Annotated in this window: 14 protein-coding genes and 1 tRNA gene; 11 read left to right on the top strand and 4 right to left on the bottom strand. The window is 34.5% G+C overall.

The features are described from left to right. Positions 1-43: 43 nt before the first annotated feature. Positions 44-1,177 carry an ATP-binding protein gene (locus tag G3A46_RS00870; protein WP_165144955.1) on the bottom strand — a complete coding sequence of 378 codons (1,134 nt, stop codon included), beginning with the start codon at positions 1,175-1,177 and terminating at the stop codon, positions 44-46. A gap of 232 nt (positions 1,178-1,409) precedes the next feature. On the opposite strand from G3A46_RS00870, the gene G3A46_RS00875 reads away from it, so the two are divergent. Both G3A46_RS00875 and G3A46_RS00880 read left to right on the top strand, forming a co-directional pair. Beyond that, positions 1,410-2,333, top strand: a complete 924-nt coding sequence (locus G3A46_RS00875) for a PfkB family carbohydrate kinase (protein ID WP_165144958.1) — start codon at positions 1,410-1,412, stop codon at positions 2,331-2,333. A 96-nt stretch (positions 2,334-2,429) separates the two neighbouring features. After that, positions 2,430-4,328, top strand: coding sequence for an amidophosphoribosyltransferase (locus G3A46_RS00880; protein ID WP_165144961.1), 1,899 nt, complete (start codon positions 2,430-2,432; stop codon positions 4,326-4,328). Positions 4,329-4,431: 103 nt separating this feature from the next. On the opposite strand, the gene G3A46_RS00885 is transcribed toward G3A46_RS00880, so the two are convergent. Next, complete coding sequence (locus G3A46_RS00885) at positions 4,432-5,040, bottom strand: superoxide dismutase (RefSeq protein ID WP_206735935.1); 609 nt, start codon at positions 5,038-5,040, stop codon at positions 4,432-4,434. Positions 5,041-5,199: 159 nt separating this feature from the next. Here G3A46_RS00885 and G3A46_RS00890 point away from each other — a divergent pair, with 159 nt between their 5' ends. The 5 genes from G3A46_RS00890 (at position 5,200) to G3A46_RS00910 (ending at position 14,804) form a co-directional block, all read left to right on the top strand. Then, the gene (locus tag G3A46_RS00890; protein ID WP_165144964.1) at positions 5,200-8,337 is read left to right on the top strand and encodes a UvrD-helicase domain-containing protein; all 3,138 of its coding nucleotides are present in this window, start codon (positions 5,200-5,202) and stop codon (positions 8,335-8,337) included. 109 nt (positions 8,338-8,446) lie between these two features. Continuing rightward, entirely contained in the window at positions 8,447-9,646 is a 1,200-nt protein-coding gene (gene kbl, locus G3A46_RS00895) for a glycine C-acetyltransferase (RefSeq protein WP_165144967.1), read from the top strand. 122 nt (positions 9,647-9,768) lie between these two features. Next, the gene (locus tag G3A46_RS00900; RefSeq protein WP_165144970.1) at positions 9,769-11,160 is read left to right on the top strand and encodes an OmpA family protein; all 1,392 of its coding nucleotides are present in this window, start codon (positions 9,769-9,771) and stop codon (positions 11,158-11,160) included. 75 nt (positions 11,161-11,235) lie between these two features. Continuing rightward, entirely contained in the window at positions 11,236-13,965 is a 2,730-nt protein-coding gene (locus G3A46_RS00905) for a PD-(D/E)XK nuclease family protein (RefSeq protein WP_165144973.1), read from the top strand. Next, positions 13,965-14,804 (top strand): alpha/beta hydrolase, encoded by an 840-nt coding sequence (locus G3A46_RS00910; protein WP_165144976.1) that lies wholly within the window; start codon positions 13,965-13,967, stop codon positions 14,802-14,804. The genes G3A46_RS00905 and G3A46_RS00910 overlap by 1 nt, the downstream gene beginning before the upstream one ends. A gap of 30 nt (positions 14,805-14,834) precedes the next feature. On the opposite strand, the gene G3A46_RS00915 is transcribed toward G3A46_RS00910, so the two are convergent. Beyond that, positions 14,835-14,908 (bottom strand) — tRNA-Ala (locus G3A46_RS00915). 135 nt (positions 14,909-15,043) lie between these two features. On the opposite strand from G3A46_RS00915, the gene G3A46_RS00920 reads away from it, so the two are divergent. Then, the gene (locus tag G3A46_RS00920; RefSeq protein WP_165144979.1) at positions 15,044-15,550 is read left to right on the top strand and encodes a GNAT family N-acetyltransferase; all 507 of its coding nucleotides are present in this window, start codon (positions 15,044-15,046) and stop codon (positions 15,548-15,550) included. A gap of 40 nt (positions 15,551-15,590) precedes the next feature. Beyond that, a complete protein-coding gene (locus G3A46_RS00925; RefSeq protein ID WP_165144982.1) occupies positions 15,591-16,925 on the top strand; it encodes an MATE family efflux transporter in 1,335 nt (444 codons plus the stop codon). 128 nt (positions 16,926-17,053) lie between these two features. Here the strand turns inward: G3A46_RS00925 and G3A46_RS00930 are convergent, their stop codons facing one another. Further along, complete coding sequence (locus G3A46_RS00930; RefSeq protein WP_139854007.1) at positions 17,054-17,689, bottom strand: 2OG-Fe(II) oxygenase; 636 nt, start codon at positions 17,687-17,689, stop codon at positions 17,054-17,056. A gap of 107 nt (positions 17,690-17,796) precedes the next feature. On the opposite strand from G3A46_RS00930, the gene G3A46_RS00935 reads away from it, so the two are divergent. Both G3A46_RS00935 and G3A46_RS00940 read left to right on the top strand, forming a co-directional pair. Next, a complete protein-coding gene (locus G3A46_RS00935; RefSeq protein ID WP_165144985.1) occupies positions 17,797-18,246 on the top strand; it encodes a 6-carboxytetrahydropterin synthase in 450 nt (149 codons plus the stop codon). Between the two features lie 52 nt (positions 18,247-18,298). Continuing rightward, the gene (locus G3A46_RS00940) at positions 18,299-19,066 is read left to right on the top strand and encodes a UDP-2,3-diacylglucosamine diphosphatase (protein ID WP_165144988.1); all 768 of its coding nucleotides are present in this window, start codon (positions 18,299-18,301) and stop codon (positions 19,064-19,066) included. The last annotated feature ends 36 nt before the right edge of the window (positions 19,067-19,102 follow it).

Raw genomic sequence — 19,102 nt, forward strand, 5'->3', positions numbered from 1 at the left:
ATTATTGTGGTTTAAAGATATAAAAATTAGGCGAAAAGTGCTTTTAATTATAACTCACCTTCCTTAAAATTCGCAACGATTCTTTAGAAAGTTGATAAGCTTTTACATCATAATCTCTTAAAACCTCCTTGGCTTCTTGTAATTTTTGTTTGGCATCTTCAAAATTGTTTAAATAACAAATGAGATATGTTGAAGGAAGGAGAGGCAAATCTTTTTTTTCTGAATCGTTTAGCGGAATGTTGTGTTTTATTTTTTCCAACACCGCATTGTTTGCGTTAAAAATATGATAAAGTGTTTTCTTATTAAATTGAGGCGGCTCGAAAATTAGTTCTGTATCAATATTATAGGATCCATTTTCATAAAAATGAATGGTAACTTCTTCCAAAGGATAATATTTGAACTGCTCATTCAAACCTAAGTGTACATATTCTACAATCTTGAAATAATCCTCAGTAAAGTCGATGCTAATTTCATCTAAGGCAGAATAAAAAAGTCGAACTTGTTCGTTGATTAATTCAATATCAACTCTAGAATAGTAGGTTTTATCTTTTAGCTTCTTTGGCGTTCCTGCCCAACAAACCACAAACTGTTCCTTAAAAACTTTGTAGTGACTTTCTAAGTCTTTGTGTCGATTATTTATAAAATCGATAACACCATCAAGCGTTAATTTAATATTGTTTTTAGCTGCGTTTTCTATAGATCTCACGATTTCAGAGTTCACATCTTTAATCTCAATATCGAAATCTTTTGGCATTGAAATACTGCCATCACGCATAAAAATGCTTCCACCCCAATACTTCCAAATATTTTTTCGCAGCGAAGTGATTTTTCCGTGAGGTCTAATGGTTACCAACCCAACAACTTTGTCGGTTAAATTTGGAAAAGCAACGTTTTCGTAAATAATTAAAGGAGGGTTGGTGAGATACGCATTTACAAGATTTTGAATTTTACTATCATCAAAAAAGTCGACACCTCTTATTTCGTTAGTTTCATCTTCTACACCTATAACAATAAATGAATTATTTGCAGGATTACTATTGCTTAAAGCACAGATGTGTTTCAAGAATTTTGCTTTTCCTTCTTTACTGCTAAGATCAATTTTTCGTTTCTTATCATAGAAGCTACTCTCATCGTTATGTGCGAGTAAGTTTTTAATAAGAAGTCGTTTGTTAATCATTGTTCAATCTCGTTATCAGTCTACTAGGAAATTTAAAAATAGCAAAGCTTTATTATGGGGTATCTCAAAGATATTAAAACCTGTAATTATCTTGTGAATATGTTTGATTTCAAAAACGTGTATAATACAGCATTTTATTACTAAATTTGCACCTTCTTAATTTGAGGCCTTCAAGTTATGGTTTTCAGGTTAAGAAATGATTAAATAAACTTAAACTGTTCAGCATAAAACTATGAGTAAACTTGTAATTGTAGGTACTGTAGCCTTTGACGCCATTGAAACTCCTTTCGGGAAAACCGGAAAAATTCTCGGAGGCGCTGCCACTTATATCGGATTAGCAGCTTCGCAGTTTAAAACTGATGGTGCAATCGTTTCTATAGTAGGAGGTGATTTTCCTGAAGAAAACTTAGAGATGCTGAAAGAAAAAGGGATGAACCTTTCTGGACTTGAAATTGTAAAGGAAGGAAAAACATTCTTTTGGAGTGGAAAATATCACAACGATATGAACACTCGCGATACATTGATTACAGATCTTAATGTTTTAGCTGATTTTGAACCTAAAGTTCCTCAAGATTATAGAGATGCTGAAGTAGTTATGTTAGGAAATCTTCATCCTCTCGTCCAATTAGGTGTTATTGAACAAATGAACGACCCTAAATTGATAGTGTTAGACACAATGAACTTCTGGATGGACAGTGCACTAGAGGATTTAATGAAAGTAATTGCTAAGGTTGATGTAATTACAATTAATGATGAAGAGGCAAGACAACTTTCAGGAGAATATTCGCTTGTAAAAGCAGCTCATAAAATAATGGAAATGGGGCCTGATTACGTAGTAATTAAAAAAGGAGAACACGGCGCATTACTATTTGGCGATGACGATGTTTTCTTTGCACCAGCTATGCCATTGAAAGAAGTTTTTGATCCAACCGGAGCTGGTGATACATTTGCAGGAGGGTTTACAGGATATTTAGCAAAAACAGGAGATTATAGCTATTCAAATATGAAAAATGCTGTTATTAATGGCTCAGCATTAGCTTCATTTTGTGTAGAAAAGTTTGGACCAGAAAGATTATTGAATTTATCCAATAAAGAAGTGTACGAACGAATCCAACAATTTAAAAGCCTAACGCAGTTTGATATAAAACTAACATAAATACGCGCCCTGAAATTTCAGGGCGTTTTTTATACTTTAAATATTTAAAATAACACAACTTAATAACTCTTAACCTTTAACGAGTATCTTCAAAAAATGAGCGACGCCTTAAAACACGAATGCGGAATAGCAATGGTAAGATTGCTAAAACCTTTAGAATATTACAAGGAAAAATACGGCACTGCCTTTTACGGGGTAAACAAAATGTACCTTATGATGGAAAAACAGCACAATCGAGGTCAAGATGGTGCTGGATTTGCAAGTATTAAGTTGGATGTATCGCCTGGAGAACGCTATATCAGTAGAGTGCGTTCTAATCAAGCACAACCTATTCAGGATATATTTTCGCAAATTAACGAAAGAATAAACCTAGAATTTAAAAACAACCCTGAACTAAAGGACAGTGTTGAAGAACAAAAGAAACACATTCCTTATATAGGCGAATTGTTTTTAGGTCACGTTCGTTATGGAACTTTCGGTTTAAATAGTATTGAAAATGTTCACCCTTTTCTTCGTCAGAATAATTGGATGCATCGCAACCTTATTATTGCGGGGAATTTCAATATGACCAATACAAACGATCTTTTTGACAATCTTATTAAGTTAGGAATGCATCCAAAAGAAAAAGCTGATACTGTTACTGTTATGGAACGTATCGGACATTTTCTTGATAGTGAAGTAAGCAAGCTTTATAAAAAGGCCAAAACAAAAGGTCTTAACAAGCAGCAAGCTTCTCCTTATATTGCAGAAAATTTAAAAGTTGCTAAAATCCTTCGTAAATCTGCATCCAATTGGGATGGCGGTTACGCAATGGCAGGATTATTAGGCCACGGAGATGCCTTTGTATTAAGGGATCCAGCAGGGATAAGACCAGCGTATTATTATCAGGATGATGAGGTTATTGTAGTAGCTTCAGAAAGACCAGCTATTCAAACCACTTTCAACGTTCCTTTTGAATCAGTTAAAGAGCTTGAACCAGGTCACGCCTTAATTATCAAGAAAAACGGGAAGTTAAGTACTCCCGAAATTCTTGCTCCATTAGAAAGAAAATCTTGTTCATTTGAACGCATATACTTTTCACGTGGAAGCGACGCAGAAATTTACCAAGAGCGTAAAATGCTAGGAAAACTAGTTATGCCTAAGGTATTAGAAGCCATCAACTACGATACAGAAAATTCAGTATTTTCATTTATTCCAAACACTGCCGAAACTTCATTCTACGGAATGTTGGATGCTGCACAAGACGAATTAAACAAACAAAAGAACGAAGTAATTCTTCGTGAAAAAGACAATCTTACCGCAGAAAGACTTCAGCAGATACAAGCACATAAAGTAAGAACTGAAAAAATCGCAATTAAAGATGTTAAGCTTCGAACTTTCATTACCGACGATAGCAGTCGAGATGATTTAGTAGCTCACGTTTACGATGTAACTTATGGAGTTGTAAAACCTGAAGATAGTTTAGTAATTATCGACGACAGTATCGTACGTGGTACAACCCTGAAAAAAAGTATTTTAACAATGCTTGATAGGTTGCATCCAAAACAAATTGTAGTAGTTTCATCTGCTCCACAAATACGCTACCCAGACTGCTACGGAATAGACATGGCGAGACTTGAAGACTTAGTGGCATTCCAAGCAGCTTTAGAATTACACAAAGAACGCGGCACCTATTCGGTAGTTGAAGAAATTTACAACAAGTGTATTGAACAGTCAACGCTAAAAGATGCAGAGGTAGTAAACCAAGTAAAGAAACTATACGAACCATTTACCGATGAGGAGATTTCAGATAAAATTGCTGAAATAATTAGTTCTGAAACTATTAAATCTCCGGTTAAATTAATCTTCCAAAGTGTAGACAACTTGCACAAAGCTTGTCCTAAAAACTTAGGAGATTGGTATTTTACTGGCGATTATCCTACTGCAGGAGGAAATAGAGTGGTAAATCGCGCTTACATAAACTTCTATGAAGGTAATTTAGGTCGCGCCTATTAATGCTGAAAACTATTTAAGTTTATTAAACTTAGCACCATAAAAAAATCCGCAATCAATTTGATTGCGGATTTCTTATTTATAGCTGTTATTTAAAAACTTGCTATTATTTGTTTTTTGAGTAATTAGCTGAAACTTCGTCCCAGTTTACTACGTTCCAAAATGCTCCTACATAATCAGGACGCTTGTTTTGGTACTTTAAATAATAAGCGTGCTCCCAAACATCTAATCCTAAGATTGGAGTTCCACCACATCCAGTATTTGGCATTAATGGGTTATCTTGGTTTGGAGTTGAGCAAACTTCTACTTTTCCACCTTTATGTACACATAGCCAAGCCCATCCAGAACCGAATTGAGTTTTAGCTGCATCAGAAAACTTCTCTTTAAAAGCATCAAAACTTCCAAAAGCATCATCAATAGCTTTAGCCAAGTCACCTGAAGGCTTACCACCTCCATTTGGAGACATTACTTTCCAGAAAAGACTATGGTTGTAAAACCCACCGCCGTTGTTACGAACAGCTTTGTTGTTCATATCTAAATTCTTTAAGATATCTTCAATAGACTTTCCTTCCATATCTGTACCTTCAATCGCAGCATTTAGATTGTTGGTATAACCTTGATGGTGTTTTCCGTGGTGTATTTCCATAGTTTGAGCGTCAATATTAGGCTCTAATGCATCGTGTGCATACGGTAATTTTGGTAATTCAAAAGACATAATTATATCGTTTTTTTATTGGTTATTACTAAATTGACTCAAATTTAATCATTATCTCTATCAAAAAGTGTTATAGGTTTTATAAGATTTCTATACTGCTATAGATTAATTTGATTCAGAAGAGATAAAAACAGTAATTTAGTGCAAAATGTGAAAATCTTGACAAAACAAACTTCCTTTTCTATATATGACGCCGCTGCAGGAAGCGGAAAAACTTTTACGCTTGTAAAAGAGTACTTAAAGCAAATTCTTTCTGCAACAAAAGATGACTACTTCAAACATCTGCTAGCAATAACTTTCACAAACAAAGCGGTGGCCGAAATGAAGCAACGCATTGTAGAAACTCTTGTTGCTTTCAGTGATGAAAAATGCATTTCAGACCCCTTACCTATGCAAGTTATTATTGCAGAGGAAACTGGAATGTCTATTGAAGAAATTCAAAAACGCTCAAAACGAATTCTAAAAAATTTACTTCATAATTATGCCGCATTTAGTGTTGAAACAATTGATAGTTTTAACCACAGACTAATTCGAACTTTTGCAAGAGATTTAAAGCTTGCCAATAATTTTGAAGTTTCTCTAGATACTCCCGAACTTTTGGCTGAAGCTGTAGATTTGTTGTTAAGCAAAGCAGGAGAAAACAAGGAAATCACTAAAGTTTTACTCGAATTCGCACTAGAAAAAACCGACGACGATAAATCTTGGGATATATCACGTGATATAGCGAATGCTGCAAAATTACTTTTTAATGAAAATGATGCCGATCAGGTTTCGGTGTTAAAACAAAAATCACTTGAAGATTTTCTTGAATTTAAGAAGCAACTAATTCTAAAAAGAAAACACCTTTCCGAAGAAATTGAAAAAATTGCCAGCGAGACGCTTCAACTTATAGATGAAAGTGGTTTAGAACACTCAGATTTCACCAGAGCTACATTACCAAATCATTTTTTAAAACTGAAATCTGGAGAATATAATGTGTACGCCAACAAACTTCAGGAAAATTTAGAAACAGGAAAAAGTCTTTATAAAGTTACAGAAGATCCTTCGATAACCTCTATTATTGATAGCTTAACTCCTACCTTTCTTTCAAATTACTTGAAAATAAAGGAAATGGTAAATAAGTTTAATTTATACGATTCAATCTTAAAAAATATCACTCCTCTTTCTGTAATAAATCTTGTCAACCAAGAAATTGAAAAGATTAAGGAAGAAAAAACTATACTTCCTATTTCAGAATTTAACTCGATTATAAATAAAGAAATTAAAAATCAACCCGCTCCTTTCATATATGAACGTATGGGCGAAAAGTATCGACACTTTTTTATTGATGAGTTTCAGGACACCTCAAAATTGCAGTGGGATAATTTAATTCCTTTAATAGACAATGCGCTTTCGCAAGAGATAGACCCGAATTCGGGAAGCCTTTTATTGGTAGGTGATGCTAAACAATCTATCTATCGATGGCGTGGTGGACTTCCCGAGCAATTTATGGGACTGTATGGCAACAACAATCCTTTTCAACGTGAAAAAGAAGTGCTTTCACTCGACACAAATTATAGAAGTTGTGCCGAAATTATAGACTTCAACAATCAGTTTTTCACTTTTGCCGCTTCATATTTCTCTAACGAAACCCACGCAAAACTTTATGAGTTAGGCAACAAACAAAAGCTAAACAACAAGAAAGAAGGTTATATAAAATTTGAATTTATCGAGAAACAGAGAAAGGAAGAGAAACAAGAAGATTACGGTGAGCTTGTATATAATACAATACTTGATTTAAAAGAAAAGGGCTTTTCAGAAAGTGATATATGCATACTAACTCGCAGAAAAGCAGATGGAATTGCTTTAAGTACTTTTTTAATGGAAAAAGAAGTGTCCGTTATTTCATCTGAAACACTTTTACTTCAGTCTTCTGCATTAGTACAAACTTTAGTTTTCACATTACAACTTTGTTTGTATCCTAAGAATGACGAAGCAAAAGTTAATCTGTTAGACTTATTACACGACCATTTAAACCTTAAAGAGGAGAAGCACAGTTTTTTCACGAAATTCCTAAATATTTCAGAAGCAAAATTCTCGGAAAACCTATCGGAATACGGTATAGATTTTAAATTTAAAGAAATGCGATCTGTTTCTTTATACGAGGCATTCGAGTACTGTATCGATAAATTCAAAATGCAACAAGTTGCCGATGCTTATTTATTCGGGTTTATGGATTTAGTTTATGAGTTTGAACAACAACCTCAAGCCGATAAAATTTCATTTTTAGACTATTGGGACACCAAGAAAGACAACGCTTCTATCCCTTCTAGCGAAGGAGCAAATGCTGTACAATTAATGACCATTCATAAATCTAAAGGTTTAGAGTTTCCAGTGGTAATTTTTCCGTTTGCAGACATTCAACTTTACGATGCCAAATACGATAAACTTTGGTACCCTTTAAATGATGAATTCAGTTTCAATCAAGCACAAATTAACTTTAAGTCGGAAATTGAAAATTATGGAGAAATCGGGAAAGAAATGTACTACGAACATAGAAGTCAATTAGAGCTAGACAACCTAAACTTGCTTTATGTTACTTTAACTCGTGCAGTAGAAAAACTATATGTTTTTGCTGAAACGCCAACGGAGACTAAAGATGGAACACCTAATAGTTACAACCAACTTTTTATGGAGTTCTTAAAGAATAAAGGAATGTGGAATTCCGATCAAATGATTTATGAATTTGGAAAAAACTTACCTAAGCTTTCAAAAGATAAAGAAATGGTTTCGCAGCAGCTACCTATATATCTATCTAGTAGTCCTAAAAAACACGGATTAAATATAGTTTCATCAGAAAATTTAATTCAGGATGAAGAAATACAAGCTGCAATTACTGCCGGGAATCTTTTACACGAAACAATGGCTAAGATTTATACGAAACAAGATGCCGAAACGGTTCTAGCCAACTTAAAAGAACGTGCAATTATTCCGAAAGAAGAATTTGAAGTATTAAGTAATATTGTAAATCAAATTATAAATCATTCAGCTTTAAAAAATTTATTTGAAGGCGATGACAAAGTTTACAATGAGCGCAGTGTAATTACAAAAACGGGATTAGTATTGCGTCCAGATAGAATTAATATCAGTTCAGAAAATACTGCTGTAATAATAGATTACAAAACAGGTTCTCAAAATATTTGGCATGCCGATCAGTTAACAGAATACGCTAATGCGTTACAGGAAATGGATATTGAGGTTTTACAAAAAATACTTATCTATAGTAACGAAGGTGAAATAGTAATAAATAAAGTTTAATTTTGAAAGTTCTAGAAGTTGGTTAAGCATTTTGACCTTGCTTTAATTAACCCACAGAACTTTATTGGGTTAAATATCAGAATACACAAACGTCTTAAAAAACTATAATATGTACGGAAAAATAAAAGAACACTTACAGAAAGAATTAGAAGAAATCAAAGAAAACGGTTTATATAAAAGAGAGAGAATTATCACTTCTCCTCAAGATGCCGAAATCACTGTTTCTACTGGAGAAACAGTTTTAAATTTTTGTGCAAACAACTATTTAGGCCTTTCTGCTAATAAAGAGGTAATCCAAGCTGCTAAAGACACAATGGATACACACGGCTTTGGAATGTCATCAGTTCGTTTTATATGTGGTACTCAAGACATACACAAACAACTAGAGCAAACAATTGCCGATTTCTACGGAACTGAAGACACTATATTATACGCTGCATGTTTTGATGCAAATGGTGGAGTTTTTGAACCTTTATTAGGTGAAGAGGATGCAATTATTTCAGACTCATTAAACCACGCTTCTATTATAGATGGTGTTCGACTGTGTAAAGCTGCTCGATACAGATATCAAAACAATGATATGGAGGATCTTGAAAAGCAGTTGATTGCCGCAAATGAAAATGGAGCAAGATTTAAATTAATTGTTACCGATGGAGTATTTTCAATGGATGGTTTATTAGCGCCACTTGATAAAATTTGTGATTTAGCCGATAAGTACGATGCTTTGGTTATGATCGATGAGTGCCACGCAACAGGTTTCATTGGAGAACAAGGAATAGGTACTTTAGAAGAAAAAGGAGCAATGGGCCGTGTAGATATTATTACCGGAACATTAGGAAAAGCTTTAGGTGGTGCCATGGGTGGTTACACCACTGGTAAAAAAGAAATTATCGATATGTTGAGACAACGTTCTCGTCCATATTTATTCTCAAACTCTTTGGCTCCTGCTATTGTAGGTGCATCGCTTAAAGTATTTGAAATGCTTTCTAGAGATACATCTTTACGTGATAAGCTTGCTGAAAACACTTTATATTTCAAAAAAGGAATGAAAGAAGCAGGTTTTGATATTATCGATGGAGATTCTGCAATTGTACCAGTTATGTTATACGATGCAAAATTATCGCAAAAAATGGCAGACAGACTCTTAGAAGAGGGTATTTATGTAATAGGATTCTTTTTCCCTGTTGTGCCTAAAGGTAAGGCTCGTATACGCGTACAGCTATCAGCAGCACACACTAAGGAGCACTTAGATAAAGCAATAAATGCCTTTATTAAGATTGGAAAAGAATTAGAGGTAATCCCGTCCTAAAAGCCCGCTTTCTTCTTTAATAGCAAGCATTTTAGGAAAATTTTATTAGATTTGCTTTTGTTTATAATATTTAACAACTTACTTTTGCTCTTAATTAACACTTAAAAATTAAACAATCGAATATGAAACATCTTAACAGATTTTTAGTTGCTGCTATTCTTTTCTTAGGAATTGGAGTAGCAAATGCACAAGACGAGAACAATCCTTGGGCTGTTGAAGTTGGTGTAAACGCTGTTGACGTTTACCCTGCTGGTCTAAATGAGGATCAATTACGTTTACAAGCTCCTGGAATGAGAGGGGAGATCTTTGACGAGTATTTTAATGCAAACGACCACTGGAACATTTTACCATCTGTTTCAAGACTTGCTATCAGTAGATATGTAGGTAGTGGATTTGTATTTACTGCTGCTGGTTCTATCAACAGAATTGACAGACTAGGTGACGTTGCTGCAAATGACCTTAGCTACTACGGTGCTGATGGTGCTATTAAGTACAGCTTCAGAAACGCTATCGCTCCAGGTGGTTGGTTTGACCCATCTCTTGGTATTGGTGGTGGTTATACTTGGGTTGACGATATCGGTTTTGGAACTGCTAACGCAACTGCTGGTATTAAAGTATGGTTTACTGAAAACTTAGGTCTTAACCTACAGTCTACTTACAAGCATGCTTTCGAAGAAGCTTACGGTATCTCTCACTTCCAGCACTCTGCAGGTATTGTTTTCCAATTTGGTGGAAAAGATACAGACGGTGACGGAATCTACGATAAAGATGATGAGTGTCCAGAAACTCCAGGTTTAGCTGAGTTTAACGGATGTCCTGATACTGACGGTGACGGTATTGAAGATAGACTTGATGAGTGCCCAGAAACTCCAGGTTTAGCTGAATTCAACGGTTGTCCTGATACTGACGGTGACGGTGTGCCAGATCATAAAGATGAGTGCCCAACTGTAGCTGGTCTTAAAGAACTTAACGGTTGTCCAGACGCTGACGGTGATGGTATCGCTGATAAAGACGACGCTTGTCCAAACGAAGCTGGTCCTAAAGAAAACAACGGATGCCCTTGGCCAGATAGAGATGGTGACGGTGTTCTTGACAAAGACGATCAGTGTCCAGATGTTGCTGGTACTGTAGCTAACAAAGGTTGTCCAGAAGTTTCTGTAGAAATCATCAAGCAATTGAACGATTACTCTAAAACTATCTTATTCGATCTTGGAAAAGCATCTATCCGTAAAGAATCTTACGCTGTTCTTCAGAGCATCGCTGATATCATGAAAGAATATCCAAACGCGAAGTTCGAAATTGAAGGTCACACTGATAGTACTGGTAGTTTAAAATTGAACGAAAGACTTTCTAAAGAAAGAGCTGCTTCAGTTAAAGATTACTTAACTACAATTGGTATGGACGCTAGCAGATTAACTTCTGAAGGATACGGTCCATCTAGACCAATCGCTACTAATAAAACTAAAGCTGGAAGACAGCAAAACCGTCGTGTTGAAATTTCTTTAAAGAAATAATTAACAGCCGATAAGTTTTAAATAAATATTTTTGAAACGCCTCCGAATTTCGGGGGCGTTTCTTATTTTTAGGCTATGGTAACATTCATTCAAGAAACCCTAGCAGAGATAAAAAATACTTATTCGGATATATCCGAAGTAACCATTATCCTACCAAGTAAGAGAGCTGGTGGCTTTCTTATGAACGAATTGAAGAAACAAGCTTCACACACACAATTCGCTCCCGAAATATTAAGTATAGAAGAGTTTATAGAACAACTATCCAATCTTTCTATAATAGATAATACAGAATTACTTTTTAAAAGTTATCAGGCATACCAAAATACAGCTGCGATAAAACAAAAAGATGATTTTGAAACTTACGCTACTTGGGCGACCACACTGCTAAACGACTTTAATGAGATTGACCGTTATTTAGTTGAAACAGTTCCTTTTTTCGGTTATTTGGCAAGTATTAAAACTTTAGAACGCTGGGGAGTTTCAGATGAAAAAACTGAATTAATCGAAAACTACCTTAAGTTCTGGGAAAGCCTGCCCTTGTTGTATAATAATATCCAAGAATTACTATTAAAAGAAAACATCGGCTACCAAGGAATGGTATATAGGGAAGCTGCTGCAAATATTGAGCATTATATAAATAGCAATGGAAATAAAACACATCTATTTGTAGGGTTTAATGCGTTAAACACTGCTGAACAATATATTTTTCAAGAACTACTAGAAACCGGTAACACTAAAGTTTATTGGGATACAGATCTATCATTTTATGAAGATCCAAAACACAGCGCCTCATATTTTATCAGAAAATACATCAAGGAATGGAAATATTTCCAGAATAATCCGCCAAGTATTCATTCTGATAATTTTAAACAACCCAAACACATTCAACTAGTAGAAGTACAAAAAAATATTGGGCAAGCTAAATACGTGGGAGAATTACTTTCAGAACTATCAGATGAAGAGATTAATAAAACTGCGATAGTTTTAGGCGATGAAAACTTACTCGTCCCCCTTCTATATTCCCTACCTGAAAATGTAAAAAACATTAATGTAACTATGGGGGTTGCATTGAAAAATTTTCCTGCAGTAGTATTCTTTGAATTGCTGTTTTCAATTCATCTTCGAGATACAGATAATCTGTATTACAAAGACATACTTTCAATATTAAATCATCCATTAGCATCTAAGTTTTTACCTAATGCACAAAGTATTTCTGAAAAACTAGTAAAAGAAAATATTACACACCTTTCAAGTGAAACAATATTAAGTTTAACAGAAAATGAAGGCAAAGACCTATTAAAACTTTTATTCGAAAAATGGAGTGACGATGTTTCAACAGCTGTTAATTCAGCTTTAACGATTATCAAAACAATCCAGGAAAAAAACAAGGTTAATAGTGTTGAGCACCTTGTTCTTCAAGAGTTGAAATTGGTATTTAATAAAATTGTAACTTTAAACGAAAAATATCCTTATTTAAACACTATTAAAAGCGTTCAAACTCTGTTTGCTGAATTAACTAGCACGGCTTCCCTAGATTTTAAAGGTGATGCATATGACGGACTACAACTAATGGGAGTATTAGAAACCCGTGTTTTGGATTTTGAAAATGTAATAATCACATCAGTTAATGAAGGCGTTTTTCCTTCAGGAAAGTCAAATGCCTCTTTTATTACGTACGATTTAAAAGAGCAATTTAATCTTCCTCGCTATTCCGAAAAGGATGCGATATACACCTATCACTTTTATAGATTATTACAACGCGCAAACAATGTAACGTTACTTTACAACAATAATTCAGAAGGGCTTAATACAGGTGAGAAAAGTCGTTTTATACGACAATTAACAATTGATAAATTTGAAAACCACAGTATTGAAAAAAGAATTCTGTCTCCAAAAATACAGATTAAGCCTCATTCCCTAAAAGAAATTGCAAAGACGGAAGCAGTAATGACGCGACTTAAAGAAATTGCATCAAAAGGCTTCTCTCCCTCAGCTTTAACAGGGTATATTAGAAATCCGTTAGACTTTTATTTTCAGAGAATTTTAAGGTTAAACGAGTTTGAAGAAATTGAAGAAACCGTTGCTGCTAATACCTTAGGAACCATTGTACACGACACCTTAGAAAAATTCTATAAACCTCTAGAAGGAGAAGTTCTTACTTTTCAACATATTATTGAAATGAAGTCGAAAATTAATGAAGAAGTTACTTCTCAATTCAAAAGAACTTTTAAAGGAGGTACATTCTCAAAAGGAAAAAACCTCATCATTTTTGAAGTGGCTAAAAGATATATATCAAACTTCTTAGACAAAGAAATAGCCGATGTTGAAGCTGGAAACACTATTAAAATTTTAAAGATTGAAACAGACTTAACATTAGAAGTTCCAATACCTGAACTTGAGTTTCCGGTAAATATTCACGGAAAAGTTGATCGTGTTGATGAGTACAACGGACATTTAAGAATTATTGACTATAAATCAGGAAAAGTAAGTCAAGGCGATGTTGAGATTACCGAATGGGAAGAAATTAATGAAGATTACAAATACAGCAAGGCATTTCAGGTACTTACTTATGCTCTAATGATGAATAAAGAAATACCTGTACACAATGCAGAGGCTGGCATAATTTCTTTTAAAAATCTAGGCAGTGGGTTTCTTAAGTTTGGGAAAAAAGACAAACCTAGAGGCAGAAATAAAACCCAATTAATCACCGAAGAAACCTTAGAGAATTTTACAATTGAATTAAAGAAGCTAATTTTAGAGATTTGTGACCCAAACATTGCATTTACAGAAAAAGAGATAGAATAATGATAGTTAGAAAAAATCAAATACTTACTTCAGAAGGCAAAAAACCAATCCTTTACGACGTTTATTATAAGCAAACAGAAAAACCTCAACCTATCGTGATATTCTGCCATGGGTATAAAGGTTTTAAAGATTGGGGAGCTTGGCATTTAGTAGCTGAAAAATTTGCTGATGCAGGATTTTGTTTCTTAAAATTCAATTTTTCTCATAATGGTGGAACGGTAAATCAACCTATCGATTTTCCAGATTTGGATGCTTTCGCTGAAAATAACTTCAGTAAAGAAATGGATGATTTAGATAGAGTTCTCCACGAGATTGAAAATGGGAACGAAAATCTTCCAAAACATATTTCTAAGATTTCCTTAATCGGTCACAGTCGTGGTGGTGGCATTGTTTTAATAAAGGCTGAGGAAGATCCGAGAATTGATAAAGTTGTTACTTGGGCTAGTGTTAGCGATTTTAAAGCAAGATTTCAAGAAGGAAGTCCAGAGTTTTACAAATGGCAAGAAACAGGCGTTATTCACGTCGAAAATAGCCGCACCAAACAACAACTACCTCATAACTTTCAGTTTTACGAGAATTTTAAAGAAAATGAAGAAAGATTTACAATCCATCGAGCAGTACGAGAATTAAAAAAACCACTTCTTATAATACACGGAAGTGAAGACCCTACAGTTTCATTAAAAGAGGGTAAAGCAATTCATTCTTGGAATCAAAACAGCAAATTGTCTATCATAGAAGGAGCTGATCACGTTTTTAATGCCAAACATCCATGGGAGGAAAATAGCTTGCCTGAAGCTTTATCACAAACAGTAGCAATTACTATCGATTTTCTTAAATAAAAAAAACCACTGAAAAGCAGTGGTTTTTTGTGGAGAATACCGGAGTCGAACCGGTGACCTCTTGCCTGCCAGGCAAGCGCTCTAGCCAGCTGAGCTAATCCCCCAAAGGATTATTTAGATTGCGAAAGTACTACTTTTTTCAATATACATCTATTTTTTTATAAAGACTGTGAGCACAACACTGAAAACTTTCAATAATTTTATAAACTTAATGGCTTTGTAAGCGGTGATAAAATTTAATGATTCGAAAAGCAAATATTTCTGAAATAGACCAAGTTCTTGCAATTACCAAAGCGTGTGGTGAAAAGATGAAAGGTGATGGTATATTTCAATGGAATGAAACCTATCCGAATGCTGAAGCTTTTCAAAAAGACATAGAAAGAAGTGAATTGTATGTTTATATATCTGAGGATATTGTTTTAGGATGTATCGTTATTTCAACAGTAATGGATGAAGAGTATAAAAGTATGAAATGGCTTACACCGAATTCAAATAATTACTACATACATCGCTTAGCAGTTCATCCGAAGCATCAAGGAAAGGGAATTGCAAGAAATTTGATGGATTTTGCTGAAGAATTAGCCGTTCAGAAAAACATCGTTTCAATAAGACTAGACACTTTTAGCAAAAACATTCGAAATCAAAAATTCTATAAGGCGCGTGGATATAAGCAGTTAGAAAACATTTATTTCCCAAACCAAAGCGAGTTTCCATTTTACTGTTATGAACTTCCTTTGAAGAAATAATAGAGCTTAACAAATCCTATTTTGTAGCTTTGCACGTTATATGCGTACAACAGATATTTCTTTTAAACGTATTCAACAACTAGCAATTCCAGCTATAATTTCTGGAATTGCCGAACCTGTACTTTCTGCTACAGATGCAGCAGTGGTTGGTAACATTAAAGAGTTTGGTATAGAATCTCTCGCAGCTGTCGGAATTGTAGGTTCTTTCCTATCGGCCCTTATTTGGATTTTAGGACAAACACGAAGTGCAATTTCAACTATAGTAGCACAAAATCTAGGGGCAGGAAAAATAAGCGAACTAGAAAATTTTCCAGCACAAGCCATATATTTTAATATTGGCTTAAGTATAATTGTACTTTTTTCTACTTATTTCTTCGTTGAGGAAATATTCTCGATGATGAATGCAGAAGGCATTGTTCTCGATTTCAGTATCGACTACTACAATATTCGGGTTTGGGGCTTTCCACTAACGCTATTCACATTTGCAGTTTTTGGAATCTTTCGTGGCCTACAAAACACTTTTTGGCCAATGATAATTGCTTCGCTTGGAGCTGGATTAAACATAGGTTTAGACTTTGCCCTAGTTTACGGGATTGAAGGCTTAATACAGCCGATGGGAATTAAAGGAGCAGCCTGGGCTAGTTTAATCTCACAAATAATAATGGCAATCTTAGCTTTTGCATTTCTGATGAAGAAAACCAATGTTTCTCTTAAGCTAAAAATGCCTCTTCATCACGAAATTAACCGATTAGTATCTATGAGCCTGAATTTATTTCTTCGCTCTGTTTCTTTAAATGTAGCATTAATTCTAGCAACTCGTGAAGCTGCCGATTTAGGAAAGGAATATGTTGCAGCACACACTATTGCTTTTAATATATGGATATTTACTGCATTCTTCTTGGATGGCTATGGCGCGGCAGGCAATATTTTATCTGGAAAACTTTTGGGAGAACGCAACTACAAATCTCTATGGAAATTAACTAAAAGAGTGAGTTTCTACAACTTATTAGTTTCAACGTCTCTGGTGATTATCGGAATATTGCTTTATGAACCTCTAGGGCTTATTTTTAATAAAGATGAAACGGTATTAACGATATTATACGGGATGTTCTTTATGGTCTTAATAAGCCTTCCTTTGAATGCGCTTGCATTTACTTTGGATTCTATCTTCAAAGGATTAGGAGAAATGAAGTATTTGCGAAATGTACTATTAGGTGCCACATTTTTAGGGTTTATTCCCGTTTTGTACTTTTCGAAATATATGGGTTGGGGGTTATTAGGAATCTGGATTGCGATGAATGTATGGGTAGCATATAGAGGAGTGGCATTACTTATCAAATTCCGAAGAAAATACATTCCATTGATAGGAAATTAATACATTTACTACCAACAAAATTCTGAACTATGGATATTTTAAAGTTTTTAGGTGGCCCAGGCCTATTTTTAATATTAGCACTCTTGGTGGTTGCTGTTGTTATTTACAACAAAATAAAAAATAAGTAATTAACGAGTTTTAAGCCAACCCGTAATACTCAAGCGCTCTGATTCTTTTACCACCTTTACCTCGTGCTCTAGAATCTGACTTTCAAAAATCACTACTCTACCTGGAAGTGGTAAAATATCTAGTTCGTTGTTTTCGGTGTAAATTGTAAGTTCACCTCCATTTTCAACTAACCAATTATCTTCATTCAGATAACAAACAATCGAAAGTTTACGACGGTCGTCGTTTTGAAAGGTGTCTAAATGTCTCTTGTAGAATGTCCCTTTAGGATAAACAGCGTAATGAAACTCTTTATATAAAATTCCTAAGAAACACGTTTTGTTTAAGTAACCAACAAGTTCGTTTATCTTATTAAAAAATATGTTTTCTGTTTCATTGGCGTTTTTTTCATCCATCCAAAGAATAAAATCACCACGAACCGTTTTATCAATTTCTTCATTAACACGGTTCCCTATGGCAGATTTTTTAAACTTGTCTGCTTCATATTTTGCAAGTAATGATTCTCGGAGTAACACAACTTCTTCTGAAGAAAAAAAGTCGTTTACAACACTGTATTTCTGATTTATTAAGTCAGAAATAATGGTTTCAAACAATGGATTTTCAACGAATTCCAGTTGTTCAAATATTTCTTCGGTCATTTATGTAATTTAAAAAAAAGCTGGCAAATATAGGTTACAAATGATTATGATTTTCAAAAATATTTTTCCTTTCAAAAACTGTATCTTTGATTCCTTAAATTAAGACAATGCAGACAATTAGAATCACTAAGATATTTTCCTTTGAAACTGGCCATGCTTTATACGGCTACGACGGTAAATGCCGTAATGTTCACGGGCATAGCTACAAACTTTCAGTTACAGTTATTGGTAGTCCAATCCAGGACAACAATAACGTGAAATTTGGAATGGTAATAGATTTTAGCGATCTCAAGAAAATTGTAAAAGAAGAAATTGTCGATGTTTTTGATCACGCTACGGTTTTCAATAAAAACACACCTCACGTCGAATTGGCGAAAGAACTGAGTGATCGTGGGCACAGTGTACTTTTAGTAGACTATCAGCCTACAAGTGAAATGATGGTAATCGATTTTTCAAATAAGATTAAGAATCGTCTGCCTGACAATATCAAGCTTCATTCATTAAGGCTTCAAGAAACAGACAGCAGCTATGCTGAATGGTTTGCAGCAGATAATTAAATTTTGAATGTAACCCGAGTTTAGTCAAAATGTCTTTTCTATATCTTTGAATATGCAAATTCCACAAGGCAAAAAAATATACTTTTCTAGCGACAATCACCTTGGCGCGCCCACTCATGCAGAAAGCTTGCCGCGTGAAAAGATTTTTGTGAAATGGCTAGACAGTATTAAGCACGATGCTGAAGTAATATTTTTACTAGGTGACCTTTTCGATTTTTGGTTTGAATATAAAACTGTAGTACCTAAAGGATTTGTACGAACCCTCGGTAAATTGGCCGAACTTCGCGATAGCGGTATTCAAATTCACTTTTTTGTGGGGAATCACGATTTGTGGATGCACGATTATTTTGAAAAGGAATTAAACATTCCTGTTTACCATAAACCTAAGGAGTTTGTGTTTAACAACAAACATTTTTTAATAGGTCACGGTGATGGACTAGGCCCAGGAGATAAGGGATATAAACGCATGAAAAAAGTGTTTACAAATCCGTTCTCTAAATGGCTTTTTCGATGGTTACATCCCGATTTAGGAGTGCGCTTAGCACAACATCTTTCTGTTAAAAATAAATTGATATCTGGGGATGAGGATAAAGAATTTCTTGGAGAAGACAAGGAATGGCTAGCCCAATATTCTAAACGAAAATTAGAAAGTAAACATTACGACTACTTCATTTTCGGGCACCGTCATTTGCCTATGGAAATTAATGTTGGAGAAAACTCAACTTACTTTAACCTAGGCGATTGGATAAATTATTACTCTTACGGTGTTTTTGACGGAGAAAAGTTCGAGTTGCAGAATTTTAATACTTCCAAAAAGTAAATCTTACCTTAGGGATATTTAAGCGCTTTATCTTAT

The sequence above is a fragment of the Aequorivita sp. KMM 9714 genome, assembly GCF_011065475.1.
In the GTDB taxonomy this organism is placed as follows: domain Bacteria; phylum Bacteroidota; class Bacteroidia; order Flavobacteriales; family Flavobacteriaceae; genus Aequorivita; species Aequorivita sinensis.

Bases quoted from the DNA above. Each gene is read 5' to 3' on its own strand.
- G3A46_RS00870 (WP_165144955.1), bottom strand. From the start codon at position 1,177: ATGATTAACAAACGACTTCTTATTAAAAACTTACTCGCACATAACGAT.
- G3A46_RS00875 (WP_165144958.1), top strand. From the start codon at position 1,410: ATGAGTAAACTTGTAATTGTAGGTACTGTAGCCTTTGACGCCATTGAA.
- G3A46_RS00880 (WP_165144961.1), top strand. From the start codon at position 2,430: ATGAGCGACGCCTTAAAACACGAATGCGGAATAGCAATGGTAAGATTG.
- G3A46_RS00885 (WP_206735935.1), bottom strand. From the start codon at position 5,040: ATGTCTTTTGAATTACCAAAATTACCGTATGCACACGATGCATTAGAG.
- kbl (WP_165144967.1), top strand. From the start codon at position 8,447: ATGTACGGAAAAATAAAAGAACACTTACAGAAAGAATTAGAAGAAATC.
- G3A46_RS00900 (WP_165144970.1), top strand. From the start codon at position 9,769: ATGAAACATCTTAACAGATTTTTAGTTGCTGCTATTCTTTTCTTAGGA.
- G3A46_RS00905 (WP_165144973.1), top strand. From the start codon at position 11,236: ATGGTAACATTCATTCAAGAAACCCTAGCAGAGATAAAAAATACTTAT.
- G3A46_RS00910 (WP_165144976.1), top strand. From the start codon at position 13,965: ATGATAGTTAGAAAAAATCAAATACTTACTTCAGAAGGCAAAAAACCA.
- G3A46_RS00920 (WP_165144979.1), top strand. From the start codon at position 15,044: ATGATTCGAAAAGCAAATATTTCTGAAATAGACCAAGTTCTTGCAATT.
- G3A46_RS00925 (WP_165144982.1), top strand. From the start codon at position 15,591: ATGCGTACAACAGATATTTCTTTTAAACGTATTCAACAACTAGCAATT.
- G3A46_RS00930 (WP_139854007.1), bottom strand. From the start codon at position 17,689: ATGACCGAAGAAATATTTGAACAACTGGAATTCGTTGAAAATCCATTG.
- G3A46_RS00935 (WP_165144985.1), top strand. From the start codon at position 17,797: ATGCAGACAATTAGAATCACTAAGATATTTTCCTTTGAAACTGGCCAT.
- G3A46_RS00940 (WP_165144988.1), top strand. From the start codon at position 18,299: ATGCAAATTCCACAAGGCAAAAAAATATACTTTTCTAGCGACAATCAC.